Source organism: Myxococcus sp. AM010 (genome assembly GCF_013372585.1).
GTDB lineage: Bacteria > Myxococcota > Myxococcia > Myxococcales > Myxococcaceae > Myxococcus > Myxococcus vastator.
In genome coordinates, this window is record NZ_JABXEO010000032.1 from 11,679 (window position 1) to 29,836 (window position 18,158).

At 72.2% G+C, this 18,158-nt stretch carries 9 protein-coding genes; all 9 read left to right on the forward strand.

Annotated features, from left to right (window positions below; genetic code table 11):
- Positions 1 to 3: 3 nt before the first annotated feature.
- The 9 genes from HV826_RS16655 (at position 4) to HV826_RS16695 (ending at position 18,009) form a co-directional block, all read left to right on the forward strand.
- Complete coding sequence (locus HV826_RS16655; protein ID WP_176418013.1) at positions 4 to 705, forward strand: DUF1175 family protein; 702 nt, start codon at positions 4 to 6, stop codon at positions 703 to 705.
- Positions 702 to 2,270, forward strand: coding sequence for a hypothetical protein (locus HV826_RS16660; RefSeq protein ID WP_217918659.1), 1,569 nt, complete (start codon positions 702 to 704; stop codon positions 2,268 to 2,270). The genes HV826_RS16655 and HV826_RS16660 overlap by 4 nt, the downstream gene beginning before the upstream one ends.
- Entirely contained in the window at positions 2,267 to 6,985 is a 4,719-nt protein-coding gene (locus HV826_RS16665) for an MG2 domain-containing protein (protein WP_176418015.1), read from the forward strand. The genes HV826_RS16660 and HV826_RS16665 overlap by 4 nt, the downstream gene beginning before the upstream one ends.
- Before the next feature lie 3 nt (positions 6,986 to 6,988).
- Complete coding sequence (locus HV826_RS16670; RefSeq protein ID WP_176418016.1) at positions 6,989 to 9,208, forward strand: SpoIID/LytB domain-containing protein; 2,220 nt, start codon at positions 6,989 to 6,991, stop codon at positions 9,206 to 9,208.
- A 127-nt stretch (positions 9,209 to 9,335) separates the two neighbouring features.
- Positions 9,336 to 11,003, forward strand: coding sequence for a trypsin-like serine protease (locus tag HV826_RS16675; protein ID WP_176418017.1), 1,668 nt, complete (start codon positions 9,336 to 9,338; stop codon positions 11,001 to 11,003).
- Positions 11,004 to 11,219: 216 nt separating this feature from the next.
- Positions 11,220 to 13,400: a hypothetical protein gene (locus tag HV826_RS16680; protein ID WP_176418018.1), complete on the forward strand. Its 2,181-nt coding sequence runs from the start codon at positions 11,220 to 11,222 to the stop codon at positions 13,398 to 13,400.
- Positions 13,401 to 13,479: 79 nt separating this feature from the next.
- Entirely contained in the window at positions 13,480 to 15,402 is a 1,923-nt protein-coding gene (locus tag HV826_RS16685; protein ID WP_176418019.1) for a HEAT repeat domain-containing protein, read from the forward strand.
- A 40-nt stretch (positions 15,403 to 15,442) separates the two neighbouring features.
- On the forward strand, positions 15,443 to 17,224 hold the full coding sequence (locus HV826_RS16690) for a hypothetical protein (protein ID WP_176418020.1): 1,782 nt from the start codon (positions 15,443 to 15,445) through the stop codon (positions 17,222 to 17,224).
- A gap of 53 nt (positions 17,225 to 17,277) precedes the next feature.
- Positions 17,278 to 18,009, forward strand: coding sequence for a hypothetical protein (locus HV826_RS16695; RefSeq protein ID WP_368670939.1), 732 nt, complete (start codon positions 17,278 to 17,280; stop codon positions 18,007 to 18,009).
- The last annotated feature ends 149 nt before the right edge of the window (positions 18,010 to 18,158 follow it).

Genomic DNA, 18,158 nt, shown 5'->3' on the forward strand with positions numbered 1-18,158 from the left:
CCCATGCGCCGCGTCCTTCCCGTGCTCCTGCTGCTCCATGCGTCCGCGCCACTGGCGAACGGAACAGCTGGCGTGCGGCCTCAGGCGTCCGCGCCGTCCGCGTCCGGCCTGGCCAGTGCGCGGACCCACGCGGCATCGGACGCGATGCCCCAGGACGCGGCGGCGTCATCCACGCCCGAGGCGCGCGACGTGCTGCTCCGCCGGCTGGTGGCGCGCGTGGCGCTGGCCCAGGTCCGCAAGCAGGACGCCGCGTGGCATCCGGACCAGCGTGACTGCGCGGGCCTCATCCGCTTCGCCTTCCGCTCCGCATACAAGCAGATGGCCTCGGACCGCCTGTCCACGCCGCTGTGGCGTGACGGCCGGGGCCGCCCATCGGACTTCGCGGACGCGGAGGTGCTGCTCCAGCACAGCTTCCAGCTCCTGGGCCGCGACGACGCCACCCGGGAGTCGCTGCGCACCGGCGACGTGCTCGCCTTCCGCCAGGAGCAGGACGCGGGCCCCATCTTCCACTTGATGTTGGTGGTGCGCCCGGAGGACCGGGCCCACGCGCCCGCGCGCGTCGTCTACCACCCGGGGGAGAAGGGCGCCGCGGTGCGCACCGGCGTCCTCCACCACCTGGCCACCGAGGCGCCGCTGGAGTGGCGCCCGGTGCCGCAGAACGCTTCCTTCCTCGGCTTCTTCCGTTTCAAGGAGTGGATGTCATGACGTCTCCCAAGAGTGGCCCGCCCAAGGCGCTGCTTATCGGCGTGGTTACCGTCCTCGTGGGCGGCGCCGTGGCTGGAGCCTTCTTCCTGGGCCGGCGCAGCGGCGAGTCCCGCGACGGCGGTGGCACGGTCACGAACCTGCTCGGCGGTGAGCGCAAGGGCCCGCCCAGCGCGGGCGCCGGCGTGGAAGGCCTGCCCGAGCCCGCGATGACGGCGCTGGAGGTGCCCGGCACGGCCGCGCCCTCCGCCCTCTGGGTGGACGTGCACCACCCGGGCAAGGTGCGGGATGCGCTGGCGGCCAACGTGTGGCTGCGCGACCAGCTCCAGAAGCCGCTGGGCCAGGGCTTCATCGGCGCGTGGGCCGCCTTCTTCGGCTCCACCGGCGAGGACCTCCAGGCGGGCTTCAAGGGCGCGGTGCTGGACCTCTTCGCGGGGCAGCTGTTGGACGCCCCCTTCCGCGTGACGTGGTTCGCCGGTGACGCGCGCGCCAGCACGCCGGCCTTCATCCTCCCCAAGCCGGGCCGCGCCGCGACGTCCGCGTACGAGGCGCTGGACGGCGTGGCCAGCCGCGGCGGCATGACGGCGCCGCACTGCCCGGGTGGCGGCTCGGAAGGCACCTTCGAAATGAAGCGCTGGCTGGTGGCGGAGCAGACGCTGTGGGCGGGGCGGCTCAACGACAGGCTGGTGCTCGCGCGCCACCCGGTGGCGGTGCTCCACGGCCTGTGCGCGGAGCTGCCGGAGCTGGAGGCGAAGGACGGCGTGGACGTGGAGCTGGGCTATGACGCGGAGGCCTACGGCCGCGAGGTGCAGCTCTTGTCGAGCGTGGTGGGGTTGGCCCCGGGGACGCGGCTCCAGTTCGGCGTTGAGGCGGGACGGCTGGTGGGCCGGGGCATCGCGGGCGAGCTGCTGGACGGCCCCGCGCGCCTGGACGCCGCGCCCCTGTCCGATGATTTGCTCAAGCTGGTGCCGGAGGACACGCCGGTGCTGCTGGCCTTCCAGCTCAAGCTGCCGGAGTCGCTGGAGCCCGAGACGCTCAAGGCGTACTGGGAGGAGGGCGGCGGCAAGGGCCCCACGCGCACGCGCCAGGTGGCGCTGGTGTGGACGCCGCGCGGTGACGCGAAGCTGCCCGTGGAGCTGGCCGTGCTGTGGGGCCGCACCGACGACGCGGCCGCGCTGGAGGGGCTGTTCTCCGGTGGCTACAACCGGCTGGTGCGCGGCACCCACTGCAACCACGTGGTGCTGGCGTCGAACGACGCGGAGCTGGAGCGCCTGCGCAAGGCGTGCGCGGGCCAGCAGCCCAACATGCTCAACGCGGCGGGCCCGGTGGTGGCGGGGCTGCGCGCGCCCACCTCGGTGGCTTTCGGGGTGAACACGGGCCGGCTGCTCAGCGGGCTCACCATGGATGGTTACCTGTCCGAGTTCCGGGTCCGCCGCAACGCTCCCATTCCGAGCGCGGCGCCCCCGGAAATCGAAGCGGCGCGGAGCGACCTGGAGTCGCTGCCGTACCTGGGCCTGCGCGGCACCGTGCAGGGCGATTCGCTGGTTCCTGGAGGTTTCGGGTCATGAAGTGCCTCATCCGACTGGCGGCTCTGTCCGCGCTCATGCTGTCCGGCGTGGCCCTGGCCAAGCCGCTCTACATCACCGTCCCGCGCTCCTATGGCACCCAGGAGCCGGTGGCGGTGGACGTCGCCTTCGAGGACAAGGGCCCCGTCGAGCTGCGCGTCCTCAAGCCGGAGAACCTGGACGCCTTCATCCGCGCCCAGGGAGATTTGCGGCGCGCGTACCAGACGCCGCCCACGCTGAAGAACCCGGGCCGCGCGCTCAGCCGGGGCTTCAACGCGGTGCGCACGCCGGGCATGTTCCTGCTCGACACGCTCAACCCCGCCTTCCGGGACGAGGTGGGAGGCGTCATGCCCCGTCCGCCGCGGGCGTCGGGCTCGGGCGAGCCGCTGGCCAAGGTGGCCGAGGGACCGGAGCGCCTGGTGGGCGTGCCGCCCGGCTTCACGGTGGCGCGCAGCCAGTGGCTGAACCTGGACCTGGGCGGCGCCGAGCGGGACTTCAACGTCCCCGGCTTCGACGCCAGTGGCCCCAGCGGCTTCCAGGAGCGCCGCGTCACGCTGGCGCCGTTGCCCTCGGGCACCTACGTGCTCCAGTTGGTGCAGGGCCGCGTGGAGGGACAGGTGGTGCTGGTCGTCAGTGACTTGACGGTGCAGCTCAAGCAGACGGATGGCCAGGTGCTGGTGCGCGTTGCGGGCCGGGACCAGCAGCCGCGCGAGGGCGCCGAGGTGCGGGTGTACCTGCCCAAGGGCAAGGGCCCGGTGGGGAAGACGAACGCGAAGGGCGAGGTCACGCTGGAGGTGTCGGAGCCGCGCGTCATCGCCACGGCGACGGCGGGCGGGGACACGGCCATCGTCGACACGGACTTCTACTCCGCGCTGGCGGTGGCGCCGGACGTGTTCATCTACAGCGACCGGCCCATCTACAAGCCGGGCCACGAGGTGAAGTTCCGCGGCGTGGTGCGCCAGCCGGACACCTTCCTGGCGCGCCTCTTCACGCCGAAGAAGCGCCAGGTGGCGGTGAAGCTCGTCTCGCAGGAGGGCCGCGCGCTCACCACGCGCGCCGCGGTGGATGAGTTCGGCGCCTTCCACGGCACGCTGAAGGTGCCCGAGGATTTGGGCACGGGCGTGCTGCGCGTGGAGGCGGAGGTGGATGGGCACCCGCACCAGGGCGAGGCCCGCGTGCAGGACTACGTGAAGCCCACGTTCTACCTGGAGATGGAGCCCGCGTCGGAGACGGTGGTGCCCGGGCAGACGCTGCGCGCGAAGGTGCGCGCCCGCCGTTATGCCGGCGGCACGCCCGACGCGACGAAGTACGAGGTGTTCCTCTACCGCAGCCTGCTGGACGCGCCCGCCTGGGTGGATGACGCGGGCAAGGGCGGCCAGGGCAGCGACGTGACGTACGGCAGCGCCTCCAGCACGGAGGGCAAGCTGAGCGTGCCGGAGCGGCTGTACTCCTCCGTGGAGGCGCGCGGCGCCTATGACGACCCGTGGTCCAGCGCCAGCGGCTTCGACGCCAACGGCGAGGCCGAGGTCGAGGTCGCCGTGCCGGCGCTGGCCGCTGGCGAGGAGCGGCTGCCGTACCGGTACACGCTCACCGTTCGCGCGCGCGACGACCAGGAGACCTTCGCCAACGCCACGTCCGCCTTCTTCCTGTCGAAGGTGGAGGTGCTGGGCCTGGCGCGTTACTCCGACGCCGTCGTGGCCAAGAGCGGCGACGCGACGCTGGCGATTCGCGCCACCACGCTGTCGGGCAAGCCCTACGGCGTGACGCAGGGCGAGGTGGAGTTCGTGCGGCGCGCGGCGGATGGCTCGGAGAAGCGCCTGGGCAAGCGCTCCTTCTCCACGGCGGCGGATGGCACGCACCGCGAGAAGGTCCCCACCTCGGACGTGGGCACGGTGCTGGCGCGCGTGGTGGTGAAGGACAAGAACGGGGAGACGTGGCAGGGCGAGGAGTCCCTGCTGGTCATCGGCGGCGCGGACGAGCCGGTGGCGCGCGTGCCCAACCTGACGCTGGCCTCGCTGTCCGGGACGCTGGCGCCGGGAGACACCGCGAAGCTGGTGGCGCTGATGCCGGACAGCTGGGGCTCGGGCGGCCGTGACGCGGGCCCGGTGTGGGTGACGCTGTCGGGCGCCTCGCTCTACGACACGCAGGTGGTGGAGCTGACGGGCCGCACGCTGGTGCACAGCTTCAACGTGGAGAAGCGCTTCGGCAGCGCGGTGTATGCGTCCGTCGCGTACCCCACCGCCACGGGCCGCTGGGAGGAGCGCACGGTGGCCTTCCGGGTGATTCCGCGCGAGCGCACCCTCACGGTGGAGCTGCAGCCCCGCCGCGCGGAGGCCACGCCGCTCACCGAGCAGCGCATCGACGTGCGCGTGGTGGACCACGAGGGCCGCGGCGTGGTGGCGCAGCTCTCCGTGGGCGTGGTGGACAAGGCCGTCTACGCCATCCAGAGCGAGTTCCGGCCCAAGGTGCTGGACTTCTTCTACCCGCCGGCGCGCAACAACGTGTCCAGCTTCTTCTCCTCGGAGTTCCAGGGCTACGGCTACGGCGAGGCGCTGGCGCGGAAGATGGCGGGCCTGCCGGACCACGCCTTCGCCTCCATCAAGCCGCCCAGCCGCCAGACGAAGGACCTGGAGCGCGACACCGCGCACTGGGACCCGGCGGTGGTGACGGACCGGGACGGCCGCGCCACGGTGCGCTTCACGCTGCCCTCCAACCAGACGCTTTGGGTGGTGACGGCGGTGGCGGCGGACACCTCCGGCCGCTTCGGCGAGGGCACCTCCGAGTTCGCCACGCGCGGCGGTCTCAACCTCTACGCCGCGCTGCCGCAGTTCCTCCGCGAAGGTGACGAGGCGCTCGCCTCCGTGCGCCTTTCGGCGGGGGAGAAGTCGCCAGCCAGCCAGCTGCTGGACGTGAAGCTGGCGTCGCTGGGCGCGCTGAAGGCGGACCAGTCCGAGCACAAGGTGGAGCTGGCCAAGGGCGGCGAGCAGGTGGTGCCGCTGACGCTGAAGGCCGCGTCCACGGGCGCGGCCCAGCTCACCGTGAACGTGGCCGGCGGCAAGGACCCGCTGATGGACCTCAAGCGCTTCGAGGTGGGGCCGGCGGCGGTGGAGGACGTGGTGAAGGTGAGCGCCTGGGGCGGCGGCGCGCTGGAGGTGCCCGCGCCCAAGGAGGCGACGCTGGCGCGCGTGGAGCTGGTGCTCCAGCCGTCCATCGTGGACGCGGCGCTGGCCAACGTGCGCGAGCTGCTCACGTACCCCTACGGCTGCCTGGAGCAGCTCGTGTCCACCACCGTGCCCAACGTGGCGGTGTACCAGGTGCTCCAGAAGGCGGGCGCGCTGGCGAAGCTGGACACGGACACGCAGGCGCTGTTGGCGGAGGCGCGCAGCCGCTCCGTGCAGGGCACCGCGCGCATCCTCGACCTGTCGGTGAAGGGCGGCGGCTTCACCTGGTTCGGCGGCTATGAGACGCCGAGCCTGCCGCTGACGCTCATCGCGCTGGATGGGCTGGCCTACGCGGCCGAGGCGGGGCTGGTGGACCGCGCCGACCCGCGCCTGGTGGAGAGCGCTCGCTGGCTGGAGGCGCAGGAGGGCCTGCCGCCCGAGTACGACGCCACGCGCGCCTACGTGCTGGCCCGGCTGGAGGGCTCCAAGCAGGCCGCGCGCGTCCGGGCGCTGGTGCAGGGCGCTCAGGGTGGGGACTTGTACCCGCTGGCCCTGGCGGTGCTGGCCGCGGAGAAGGCCGGCGTCATCAAGGAGCCCGCGCTCCAGTCCCAAATCAATGCGTTGGTCACGCGCAGCGCGCAGGGCTACGCCACGCTGGCCGCCCACACGCCGGGGCAGCCGCTGGAGCAGTCCGAGGCCTTCTTCCGCTTCCCGCTGCGGCGCGTGGGCCTGACGGCCATCGCCGCGCACGCGGCCTCGTTCGGCACGCTGGACATCACCCGCGCGCGCCGCCGCATCCTGGAGCTGCTGTCCGAGCCTGACCTGTCCACCTTCGACCGGAGCACCGCGCTGCTGCACTCGCTGTGGCTGCTGGAGCGTGACGCGAAGGCGATGCAGGGCATGAAGGCGCCCGAGGTGAAGGGCGTGAAGGCGCCGGTGAAGTTCACCCCGCGCGGGCTGGGCCTGGTGGCGGTGCTGGCGCCGGGCACGCGCACCGTGGACGTGGGCGGCTTCGACGGCGTGGCCACGCTGCGCGCCACCACGCGCACCCCGCTGTCCGCCGTGCAGCCGAAGGCGGAGGGCATGTCCATCCAGCGCGCCTACTACGTGCTGCGCGAGGGCGGGAAGGTGCGGCTGGGCGCGGACGACACCGTGTCCCAGGGTGAAGAGGTCTACGTGGAGCTGACGCTGGACGCGCGCGGCGACAACCGCGTGCGCTCGGCGTACTACGTGGTGGAGGACGCGGTGCCCGCGGGCTTCGTGCCGCTCCAGGAGGACAAGGCCTTCCGCGGGCCCCCGCACTCGCTGCCGCTGGCGGCCGAGGCGCTCAAGCGCCGCGTGCTCGACCCGGAGCGCGCGACGTTCTTCTTCGAGGAGCCGGCGTGGTGGAGCGACAGCCCGCGCACCGTGGGCTACGTGCTGCGCGCGCAGTTCGCCGGCACCTTCTCCGCGCCGCCCGCCCACATCGAGGACATGTACGCCGCCAGCATCCACGGGCGGACGGCCGCGGACTCGCTGAAGGTGGTGCCCTCCAAGAAGCGCCAGGGCGACCTGTAGTCCATGGGGTTGGCCGTCACGGTGGCCGTGCTGCTCGCGGCCACCCCGACCTTCGTCACTCGCGGCGACGTGACGCCCGAGGCGGGGCTTCGCCGCGAGGCCGAGGCCGCCTGGACGGCGCTGGAGGCGCGCTACGTCCAGGAGGCCGGAGGCGCGCCGGCGAAGCCTCCTGGCTCCATCGTCCTCCAGAAGGGCGCGGCGCTGACGCCCCAGCGCAATGGCCAGGGGCGCCCGGGGTGGGTGGAGCTGCGGCAGAACACGCCGGGCGTGCTGGATGAGCGGCTGCGGCTGGCGCTCCGGCACGAGCTGGCACACCAGCTCCTGTGGTGGGCGTGTCCCCAGTCCAGCGAGGACCGCCTCTTCCACGAAGCCTTCGCCGTGGCGGTGAGCGGCGAGCTGCCCTCGTGGAAGGAGGGGCCCTACCTGTCGTTGTCCCGCGCGGCGTCGGCGCTGGCCGTGGCGCCGGAGGTGGACACGCCCCGGGCCCGGCGCGCGCTGGCGCGGCTGCTGAACGAGTCCCCGGGCTTCCCCCCGGCGCTGACGCGCAGGCTCAGGCTGTGCCAGGACGGCGCGCGGTGGGCGTCGCCGCTGTCCATTGACGAGCTGGCGGGCGTGGGCGTGCGCGAGGCCCGGCCCGCCACGGTGGTGGTGAGCCGCCATTCGGGCGAGGTGCTGCTGTCGGAGGGCGACGTGCGGCGCGCGCTGCCATATGGCTCGGTGCTCAAGCCCTTCCTGTACGCGGCGGGCGCGGAGCACCCGGTGTTGTCGCCGCGCCCGGGCGTGTCGGAGTGGCTCTGCGGCGCGGGGTTGCCGCCGAAGGTGGACGCGCGCACCGCGCTGCTGCGCTCGTGTAATGGCTACTTCCTGGACTGGGAGGCGCGGGGCTCGGCGCCTCGGGCCTTCGGCGCGTGGGGGCCAGTGCTGGCCTCGGTGGGGCTGACGGGCCTGCCGGAGGACATGGCGGAGGCGACGGGGCTTCGCTCCACGCGGGCCCTGTCGCCCTGGGGCGTGGCGCAGGCGTACCGGCTGCTGGCGGAGGCTCGGCCGGAGGTGGTGGCGCTGCTGGCGGACAACGCCGCGCGCGGCACGCTGGCGGAGTTGCCCGCGTCGAAGTCGTTGGCGGGCGTGGCCACCAAGACGGGCACCGTGCGCGACGCGGCGAGCCGGCCCCAGTTCGGCTGGATTGCCGCCGTGGACGCGGACCTGGTGGCGGTGGTGGTGCGGCCCGGGGCCATGCCTCGCCAGTTCGCGGACGAAGTGCCCAAGGCGCTGGCGCGCGCGCGCAAGCAGGCCGGACTGGAAGCCGCGCGTGTGCAGGTGCTGGGACTGCTGCCCGCTGGCGACGTGGAGGCACGGTGCGCCGGCGCGGGCTTCTCGCTGGTGGAGGGGGGGCCGCGCGTGGGCGCGGAGGACTGGGCGCCGCTGGCCTCACTCACGAAGCGCGGCGCGGCGGTGTGCCTGGGCGCGCCCTGGCGCGTGCGCTTCCCTGGCGGTCCGGAAGGAGGGCGTGACTACGCGGGCGTCTTCATCACCTCGGAGCCTCCGCCGTACCGGCCGCCGCCGGGCGTCCCCACCACCCCTAGCGCGATGAAGGCGCGGCGCGGCTCCGACTTCATCTTCCGCACCACGCGCCTGCGGTACGCGGCGGGCGTGGTGTCCGCCGAGGACGCGACGCTGACGGGCGAGCCTCGCGTGGCGCTGGCGCGGGTGGTGGCGCACAACGAGCAGCACGGCCACAGCCGTCACCCGGGGCGCCCTGTCTGTGACACCACGCACTGCCAGGCCTTTCGCGGCACCGTGCGCGTGCGGTCCGAGGACGCGAAGGCCCTGGGCCTGGCGCCGCTGAAGTGGCGCAGGTGGCTGACCTTCTCCCAGGGCGGGCAGGAGCCCTGGCGACAGGCGCGGCCCCGCGCGGAGGTGGAGCGCCTGCTGGGACGCGGGCTGGTGTCGCTGCGCTTCGCGGCGGGGCGGGTGCACTACCTGCGCGCGGAGACGGAGGGCGACGCGACGTTCGACACCGCGCGCTCGCTGCCGTGTGACTTGCTGCGCTCCGGCCTGAAGCTGCCGTCGTGCCCGCGCACCGCGTCATTCAATGGCGCGTCCCTGCTGTTCGAAGGCCGTGGCCGCGGCCATGGCGAGGGCCTGGACGTCGAAGCCGCCAAGGCCTCGGGCTCGCGCAGCGACGTTCTGCTCGAAAATGCCTACGGCAGTGAAACCAAGTAATAACTTTTCAATGGCTCTGTCGGGTTGTTCAGTTTGTAACTGAATTGCATGAAATGATGTCGGAGGCGGGCGTAGAGTGGCCTTGCTCGTCCGTTCTGGCGGGCCCTCATCGCAGGAGTGGTCGCCCATGCGCATCACCCGTATCCCCCTGCGCCGGAAGCTGTTCGGCGCGTTGTTGTGTTCCGTGTCGGTCGCGGCCTGTGGACCGGCTCCCGAAATGGACCCCGTGGACGAGAAGTCCCCGGCGCTGGGCGCCGACCAGCAGGAGGTCATCTACGGCGCCGACCACCGCACGGACGTCTACGCGTACACGGCCTCTTCAGCGCTGCGTCAGCGCGCGGAGAAGTCCACGGTGGCGCTGATGCGCCCGTCGGCGCTCAACACCTCCAACCCGAACAACATCACCTTCAACGCGTCCACGCTGCAGAGCGCCTACAACCTGTGCTCCACGCAGCGCTTCCTGAGCGACCCGACCCCGGCCTTCTGCTCGGGGACGCTCATTGATGACGACCTGGTGCTCACCGCGGGCCACTGCATCAGCACGTCGGACTGCTCGAACACCCGCTTCGTCTTCAACTTCTACCGCACGTCGGCCTCGGGGCTGCAGACGGTGACGACGCAGGACGTCTTCTCCTGTCAGTCCATCGTCGCGCGCGAGCTGGGCACGGTGAACGGCCGCAACCTGGACTACGCCATCGCCCGGCTGGACCGTCCGGCCACGCCGCGCTTCGAGCCGGCGCCCATCCGTCCGGGCAGCGCCGCCCTGCCGGTGAACACCGGCGTGTCCGTGATTGGCTCCGGCAGCGGCATCCCGTTCAAGATTGACGACGGCGGCTGGGTGCGTGACGCCCGCTCCGGCACGGTGGACTACTTCATCGCCAACACGGACACCTTCGGCGGCAACTCCGGCTCGGGCGTCTACGAGAACGACAACTTCACCGTGGCCGGCATCCTGGTCCGTGGCGAGACGGACTACGTCAGCCAGGGCAGCTGCCGCGTGGTGAACCAGTGCACCGACACGGGCTGCCGTGGCGAGGACATCACCTACGTGCGCCCCGCCGTGGACCACTACTGCTCCGTCGCGGGCAGCCAGCGCCTGTGCGGCACCACCGAGCCGCCTCCTCCGCCCCCGCCGCCGCCGCCGCCGCCGGGCAACCCGTTCAACTACTCGGCCAGCAACACCAACAGCGCCCAGGCGAACACCACCAACTACGCCATCGCGCTGACGGCGGGGCAGACGCTCACCATCGCGACCTGCGGCCTGACGGGCGCGTCCTTCACGGGTGACACGTACCTGCGCCTGCGCAACGCCGCCGGCGCCGAGGTCTCCGCCAACGACGACGCCTGCGGCGGCCGTGGCTCCAGCATCTCCTACGTCGCCCCCGCCGCGGGCGACTACATCATCAACGCGGGCTGCTACTCGAGCGGGAGCTGCAGCGGCAGCGTCGCGTGGACGACCACCGGCGGCTCCACCGGCCCCACCACGGGCAGCTTCAGCTTCAACGCCAGCAACACCAACAGCGCCCAGCAGAACACCGTCAATGAGAGCGTCTCCATCGCCGCGGGGAAGACCATCACCGTGGCCACCTGCGGCCTGACGGGCGCGTCCTTCACGGGCGACACCTACCTGCGGCTCTTCAACGGCGCCACGCAGGCGGCCGGCAATGACGACGCGTGCGGCGGCCGGGGCTCCAGCCTGACGTACACCTCCACCGCGGCCACCACCCTGCAGATTCGCGCCGGCTGCTACTCGTCCGGCACCTGCGGCGGCACCGTGGTGTGGAGCATCCAGTAGCACCGCCTTGACGTGAAGGGCGCGGGTGGCCGCTTGCGCCACCCGCGCCCGTAGCCTGGCAGACAACACCTCGCAGCTCCTTGTTGCCCGCGTGTCCTCGCGTTCCCCGTGGCCCTCCTCTGGCGCCCGGGTGGAGCGCCTCCGGCACGCGCCGTGCTCTGGGCCCCCGGCAGGGCCGAGCCCGGAGCCGGTCCGTCAACAAGGACGACGCGCTACATGAATCAGCGGAAACACACGAAACAGCTACGCCGCCAGCTTCGCTGGGCGGGCCTGTCGGCGACGGTGCTGGCCGCGCCGGCCAGCTTCGCGCAGGACTGCCCCAAGCCCTCGTTGCAGCAGTGCATGGACGTCGACTACCGCGCCAGCAGCTGCGGCAGCGTCCACGACGCGTACTGCCAGGGGGAAGTGGAGCAGCAGTGGAAGGCCGGCTGGGAGGTCTCTCCCAAGCGCCAGGCGCTGCTGCCCGAGGAGATGGGCGGTGAGGTGGCCACGGTGGCCTACAAGGGCCACGTCCCGAAGCGCACGCGCTTCCAGGGCATGGACCAGAGCCTGATGGGGCAGGTGCTCAAGGGGCAGATTCTCTACCGCAAGAACCTGGAGAACCTGACGAAGGACGAGCAGGCCTACCTGGCGCGGATTCAAGGCTGGGAGAAGGACGGCGCCCAGGTGACGTCCTGCCAGGAGTTCGTCGACGAGAAGTACCTGGACTTCAGCCGCTTCGAGCGGGAGGCGGGGCGCTTCGGCGACGACGACCGCGCCTTCTTCAAGGCGGCCTACGGCAAGGACGGCATCGCCAACCGCGTCCTCTACAGCCGGGACCAGGAGAAGCTGGCCCCCATCTGGGACGGCGCGCGCACGGCGAAGAACGCGTACTTCCGCTTCACGCCGGGCCCCTACCCGAAGGGCACCGAGGCCTACGTCTTCAAGTCCGAGGCGGCGAAGCTGGCCAACAACGTGGAGGCGCGCAACTGGGTCGCCCCCTCGGACGCGTGGCACAAGGAGCAGGCCGAGAAGTTCAACAACGTCCCGGATGACCTGCTCAACCACCACCAGGTGGAGCAGGAGTCCTTCACCGCGCTGCTGCGGCAGCGCGAGGCCGTCTACGCGGAGTGGGCGGTGGCTTCGAAGCTGCTCCGCGCGCGCGACCACAAGACGGAGGAGCTGGACAAGCAGACCGCGGAGCGGCTGTTCGGGTTGGACAAGGCCATCGAGGAGTCGCTGGTCAAGGCGCAGAAGGACGGCTGCCTCGACGCCCAGGGCGCCACGGTGTGCGACTGGAGCCCCCGCCGGTACAAGACGATGCTGGAGGCCGCCATGGCCCCGCGCCGCGAGGCCGACCTGCAGGCCTGCGTCTTCCTGACCGGTAACGACTTCGGTCCGGAGAGCTTCGTGCGCAACGCGGACAAGCTCAAGTTGAAGGGCCTGGACAAGAAGGACTACACGAGCTCCTCGTCGCTGCTGACGCAGTACATCGCCGTCTACGGCGCGCACATCCGCGACCTGCTGGTGCCGTTGACCCCGTCCACGGGCGCGGTGCGGCACGGCGGTGAGTCCAGCGACAGCGGCTACGCGGGCGGCGACACCTTCGGCGGTGGCTACGACTACGTGGCCGGCTGGGAGTACATCCAGCCGGGCTCGAGCCTGCGCAACAAGACGCTGGGCGCCTGGTGCGACAGCGACGTGCGGCTCTGCGGCGAGTTCAACGCCTACGCGAACGTGTTCGGCTCCACGCGGCACGAGGTGGCGCACTTGAGCGGCGAGGCCGGCACGGAGGGCAACGGCATCCGCCTCAAGCTGGACGCGCGGGTGATGGGCACCTCCCTCTACAGCCACGACCAGCACTACCCGCTGCGCGTCACGTTCTACGAGGGCAGGCCCGTCTTCAAGAGCGACGCCGCGAAGGCCTCCGCGACCTTCGTCGTCGTGGTGGTCCCCGTCACCGTGCAGGGCGGCCTGTCCGCGGAGGCGGGCGTGAAGCTGAACATCGGCGGCGCCGTCAACCGCAACTGCGCCGAGGACCTGCTGGGCGTGGACCTGTACGGCACCATCACCCCGTTCGCCGCGGTCAAGGGCTTCGCGTCCGTGGGCATCGGCGTTCCGGGCCTCCAGGTGGGCGTGCGGGGTGAGCTGCTCATCACCCGCGTCAACGTGCCGCTCTACGGCGACATCGGCCTCTACCTGAGCTCGCCCGTGCACCCGACGAACCCGAACACGCTGTTCCTCCGGGCGTCGTCGAAGCTGGACATCGAGCTGCGCTTCCTGGACGGCAGCATCAAGCTCTTCGGTGAGCTGGCCTTCCTGAAGGGCGAGACGACCATCGTGAGCTGGAACGGCTTCGGCAACAGCTGGAACATCTACAACGAGACCCGGTCGCTGCCGCTGGTCCGCGTCTACTAGTCCGCGTCACCCCCTGGCCGCCGCGGCGTGTCCATCCGCCGCCGCGGCGGCCTCTCTCCCCACCTGTCTGGAGTCCTTCATGCGTCGCTCGAGGCTCGCCGTCCGCACGGCCGCGCTGACCACCACCCTGCTGCTCGCGGGCGCGGTGCCCGTCTGGAACTACTTCTCCCCCGCCGCGCCTCAGGCGATGGCGGCCGACGCGCCCGTCAGCGCCTCCCGGCTGCCGCTCTTCCGGTGGACCGTGGGCGAGGAGCGCACCTACCACTTCGCCTGGAACGACCTGCAGCGCGTGGCGCTCCCCGTTCCGCAGCAGGGGGAGGCGCACCAGACGATGGACGGCACGCTGAGTCTGGACGGTGAGCTGACGCTCCAGGCGCTGGAGGTCCGCGCGAATGGCGCGCGCGTGCGGCTGGCGTTGAAGCGGTTGGACCGGCACGACGCGACGCTCTCCGGCCAGGCGCTCTTCCCCGACGTCGCGGCCGTGCAGGCGCACCTGCCCCAGACGGCGTCGGCGTGGCTGGAGCTGGATGCCCGGGGCGCGCTCGTGGCCGTCCGGTTCTCCGACGCGGAGCCGCCCATGTTCCGCCAGGTCGCGCAGACGCTGGCGGCGGAGCTGTTCCCCACCCAGCTCCGCGACGACGCCGAGTGGAGCGCCGTCGAGTCCACGCAGACGGGCGAGGTGGAGGCGCGCTTCCAGTTCGACGGCGAGGGCACGCGCCTGACGCGCCGCCGCGCGCGCTACCAGTCCCTGCGGGCCGCCGCCACGGCGCCGGCCTTCCGGCAGACGCTGAGCTCCCTCACGCACTTCGACCGGGACCCGGAGGGGTTCCTGGCCGCCGTGTCCCACGACGAAATCCTGGACGCCACGCAAACCGATGGCCGGCCGCTGATGTCGCGGCGCCTCCGGGTGCGCCTGACGTTCTCCTCGCGCCAGCAGAAGCCGCTGCCGCCCGCCACGGAGGACAAGCTCATTGTCCGCGCGCCGTCCCAGGTGGCCTTCGAGGGCGACGAGGCGCTGGCGCTGACGACCAGCCAGGCGGACGGCATGACGGTGGACGCGGCGCTCCAGGTGCTCGCGTCCGCCACCGACCCCGGCGCCATCCCCGAGCTGGGCTCCTTCGCGCGGCGGGCCATCGCCGCGCTCCAGCTGGAGCCCCACCGGGCCGGTGAGCTGGGACAGCTCTTCCGCCAGCAGGGCAAGTCGCCTGCGATGCGCGAGCTGCTGCTGGACCTGCTGGCCGGCGCGGGGCACGCGGAGGCCCAGGCCACGCTGCGCGAGCTGATTGTCTCCGCGGAGGCCCGCGAGCACGCTGGCGCGCACGGGCTGATGGTGCAGCGCGCCGGACTGCTCCGCGAGCCGGAGCCCGAGACGGGCCGGCTGCTGTCGCGGATGAACGCGGAGGCCCGGAGCGCCGGTGACGTCGCCACCGAGCGCGCGTCCGCCTACGCGCTGGGCGCCGTCGTCTCGCGCCTGCCCGCGGGCAGCCCGGAGGCGGCCGAGTTCCTGCGCCCGCTGGAGGACGCCCTGGCCCGCGCGGACGACGCAGCGTCGCGGGAGCACTCCCTGCGCGCGCTGGGCAACAGCGGCGCCCAGCGCGTCATGGACCTGGCCTCGCCCCACCTGCGTGACACGGCGCCCGGCGTGCGCTCCGCCGCCGCGGAGGCCCTGCGCACCGCGCCCCAGGAGGCCGCCACACGCATGCTGCTGGACGCGCTCATGTCCGAGCCGGAGCGCGCCGTGCAGGGCGCGCTGCTGGACGCGCTCAACGCCCGCGCCCTGGGCGCGCCCGAGCTGGAGCGCCTGAGCGGCTGGGTCGTGGCCGGGCTGCTCGCGCCGGGCGCCGAGGCCGCGCTGCTCAACGTCCTCACCCCCCGCATGGATGACAGCGCCGCCGTCCTCCGGATGCTCCAGGCCCTCTCCGTCCGCCCGGGGCAGCAGCCCGCCACCCGGGCCCGCGTCATGGCGCTGATGGCCCAGGCCTCCGCCAGCCGCGGCGGCTGAGCCCCTTCGCTTCAACCCACCCACCGCAGTCGAGGTCCTCATGAAACGCAGTCTCAACGGGCTGTTGCCCCTGGCCCTGCTTGGCTTCTTCCTGGCGCAGGCCGCCCACGCGGACGTCGTGGACGACGTGCGGCGCGGCACGAACATCCGGCTCAACGCCGCGCGCATCCGCGTGAAGGGCAATGACTACGCCACCGGCTACTGGCTGCTGCCGAAGGCGGCCAACACGCTGAACCTCAACGTGCCGGCGCGGCAGTTCGGTCTCAACTCGGACCTGGTGCTGCACATGTCTGGCTCGCGCTCCGGGAATGTCATCACCTGGACCTTCGATGACACCCTGCCGAGCCGCTACAACCTGGGGGACTCCACCTACGTGACGCGGGTGCGGGGGACGCTGAAGGCCTACGCCCGCCAGGTGCGCGGCGCGGATGACCCCTACTGCGACAGCGCCGCCTGCCCCCACAACGTGGAGCTGACCCTGGCGCCCGGCTCCTGGGCGAAGGTGAGCGGCTACAAGACCATCGTCTTCGACTTCGACTTCACGGAGGACGTCCAGGTGAAGCAGTTCGTCGCCTACGGCGGCGTGCCGCGGCCCCGGCTGTCGTCCATGGTCGTCGTCACGCCCTCCAGCCGTTGCCCCTCCAGGGGGTACAGCGAGCTGTCCGGCGACGTGTGGCTCAGCAGCCCCGCGCCCACCGGCGGCATCCTGGTGGACCTGATGAGCGTGGACGCGAGCGTGGGCGTGCTGCCCGTGCGCGTCCCCGAGGCCCAGCGCACCGCGCGCTTCACGCTGCGCCTGCCGCCTCATTGGACGGGGCCCACCGTCATCTACGGCGCGTCGGGCGGCGTGCGCAAGAGCGTGAAGGTGCGCGTGCGCTCGTGCTTGGTGTACTTCCCTGTCTTCGCGCACTGGCGCTTCCTTGATTCGCTCTACGTCCCCGTCCACCTGCTCAACGATGGGGCGGTGATTGCCCGGTACAAGGACGCGGAGTCGAAGTCGGAGGTCCTGCTGACGGGCAAGGGCGACACGTACTGGCTCAACGAGGTGCTCGGCGCGGAGCAGGTGCGCGTGGCGGGCGTCAACTCGACAGGGGACATCTTCGGCACGGCCTACAACGCCAAGGGCCCCAACGCGTTCCTGCTCCGCTCGGAGGACGTGAAGGCGGGCGCGGAGCAGTGGCTGGAGGGCTGGGAGGCCGTGACGGCCAACGCGCACGGCACGCTGCTGGTGCGGGACCCGAACGACGGCAAGGGCCTCTACCGCGTGGACGAGGTGGGGCCCGCCCCGCACCCCGGCCTGGCGGAGCTGCAGCCCAGCCGCGTCCTCTTCAACGCGCTGGGGGAGGTGGCGGTGACGCTGGAGACGGAGAAGGGGCCCCGCGCCGCGCGCGTCTACGGCAAGGACGTGAAGGTGCTGCTGGACAGCGAGTCCGAGGTCACCGCGCTGAACGACGTGGGCGAGTTCGCGGGCACCGGGCTCGATTCGAACAAGCGCCTCCGTCCCTTCATCTGGTCGCGGCAGCAGGAGGGGGCCCGGTGGCTGTCCGTGCCCAAGGGCGTCGTGTCCGCGAAGGCCGTGGCCATCAACGACGGAGGCTGGGTGCTGGGCACCGCCACCGCCGAGGACGGCAAGACGCAGGTGCCCTTCCTCGCCTCGCCCGACGGGGAGGCGGCCACGCCGCTGGAGGCGATGCTGCCGGAGGAGCTGAAGAAGGCCGGCTACCGCGTCCTGAGCGCGCTCGCGCTCGCCGATGACTTCAGCGTGCTGGTGCAGGCCCAGGATGAGCAGGGCCAGCGCGTCCACCTGGTGCTGAGCCCGTGAGCCGTGTCCCGGCCAGCGTGACTTCCATGCTTCCACAAACAAGGACCTTCCTCGTGAAATCGAACCTCTCCCTCATCCGAGGGCTGATGATGGTGTTCATGGCCATCCTGGCGGGCTGCGGCGGCTGCCAGAGCAGCTCCTCGTCGTGCTCCCCCAGCCAGTATGGAACCAACGGCTGTGCCTGCAGGACGGACTCCGCCAGCTGCAACGCCGGGCTGGTCTGCCGCAGCGGCAACTGTGAGCCGTGTGGCGGCGAAGGCGGCGCGTGCTGCGTCAGCGCGGGCACCACGTCCTGCAGCGGCACGTTGACGTGTGTGATGGAGGCCGCGGGCGAGCGCTGCCGCAACTGCGGCGAGGTGGGCGAGGCGTGCTGCGTCTCGTCGGGAAACAGCCAGTTCTGCCGCGCGAACGCCGTGTGTGTCAGCGGGAGCTGCCAGTCCGTGGCGGCGCACACCTGTGACCCGGACGGCACCGTGTACAGCGTGGGCATCCAGGACACGAACCTGTGCGCCCGGCGCGTGGTGGAGGTCCGCGCGAGCTCGCCCGCGAACGCGCTGCAGTGTGCCGCCGCCAGCGGGATGCTGGCGGCGGATGAGACTGTCTATGACCTCCCCAACACCCCCATCACCGACTACGAGCTGTGCCTGGAGTCGGAGAGCCAGGGGCGGCGCACCACGAGTGTGCAGGCGTTCGAGGACTACAACGCGCTTCGCTGCGCGCGTTGGACGCGGTGTGGCGCCAGCGACCCGTGCACCAGCGTGACGCACGGGGCCTGCACGCCCTGAGGCAGGCAGGGGGGGACGGATGCGGGGCGGAGCGCTCGGAGGGGGACGCTCCGCCCCGTGTCATGTCACGAGGCGCCTCGCCATGGCGCCCAGCCGGGCCGAGCGCGTCCGCTCGTCCGCCCGACAGGCACTCCGCCGTGACGCGGCGT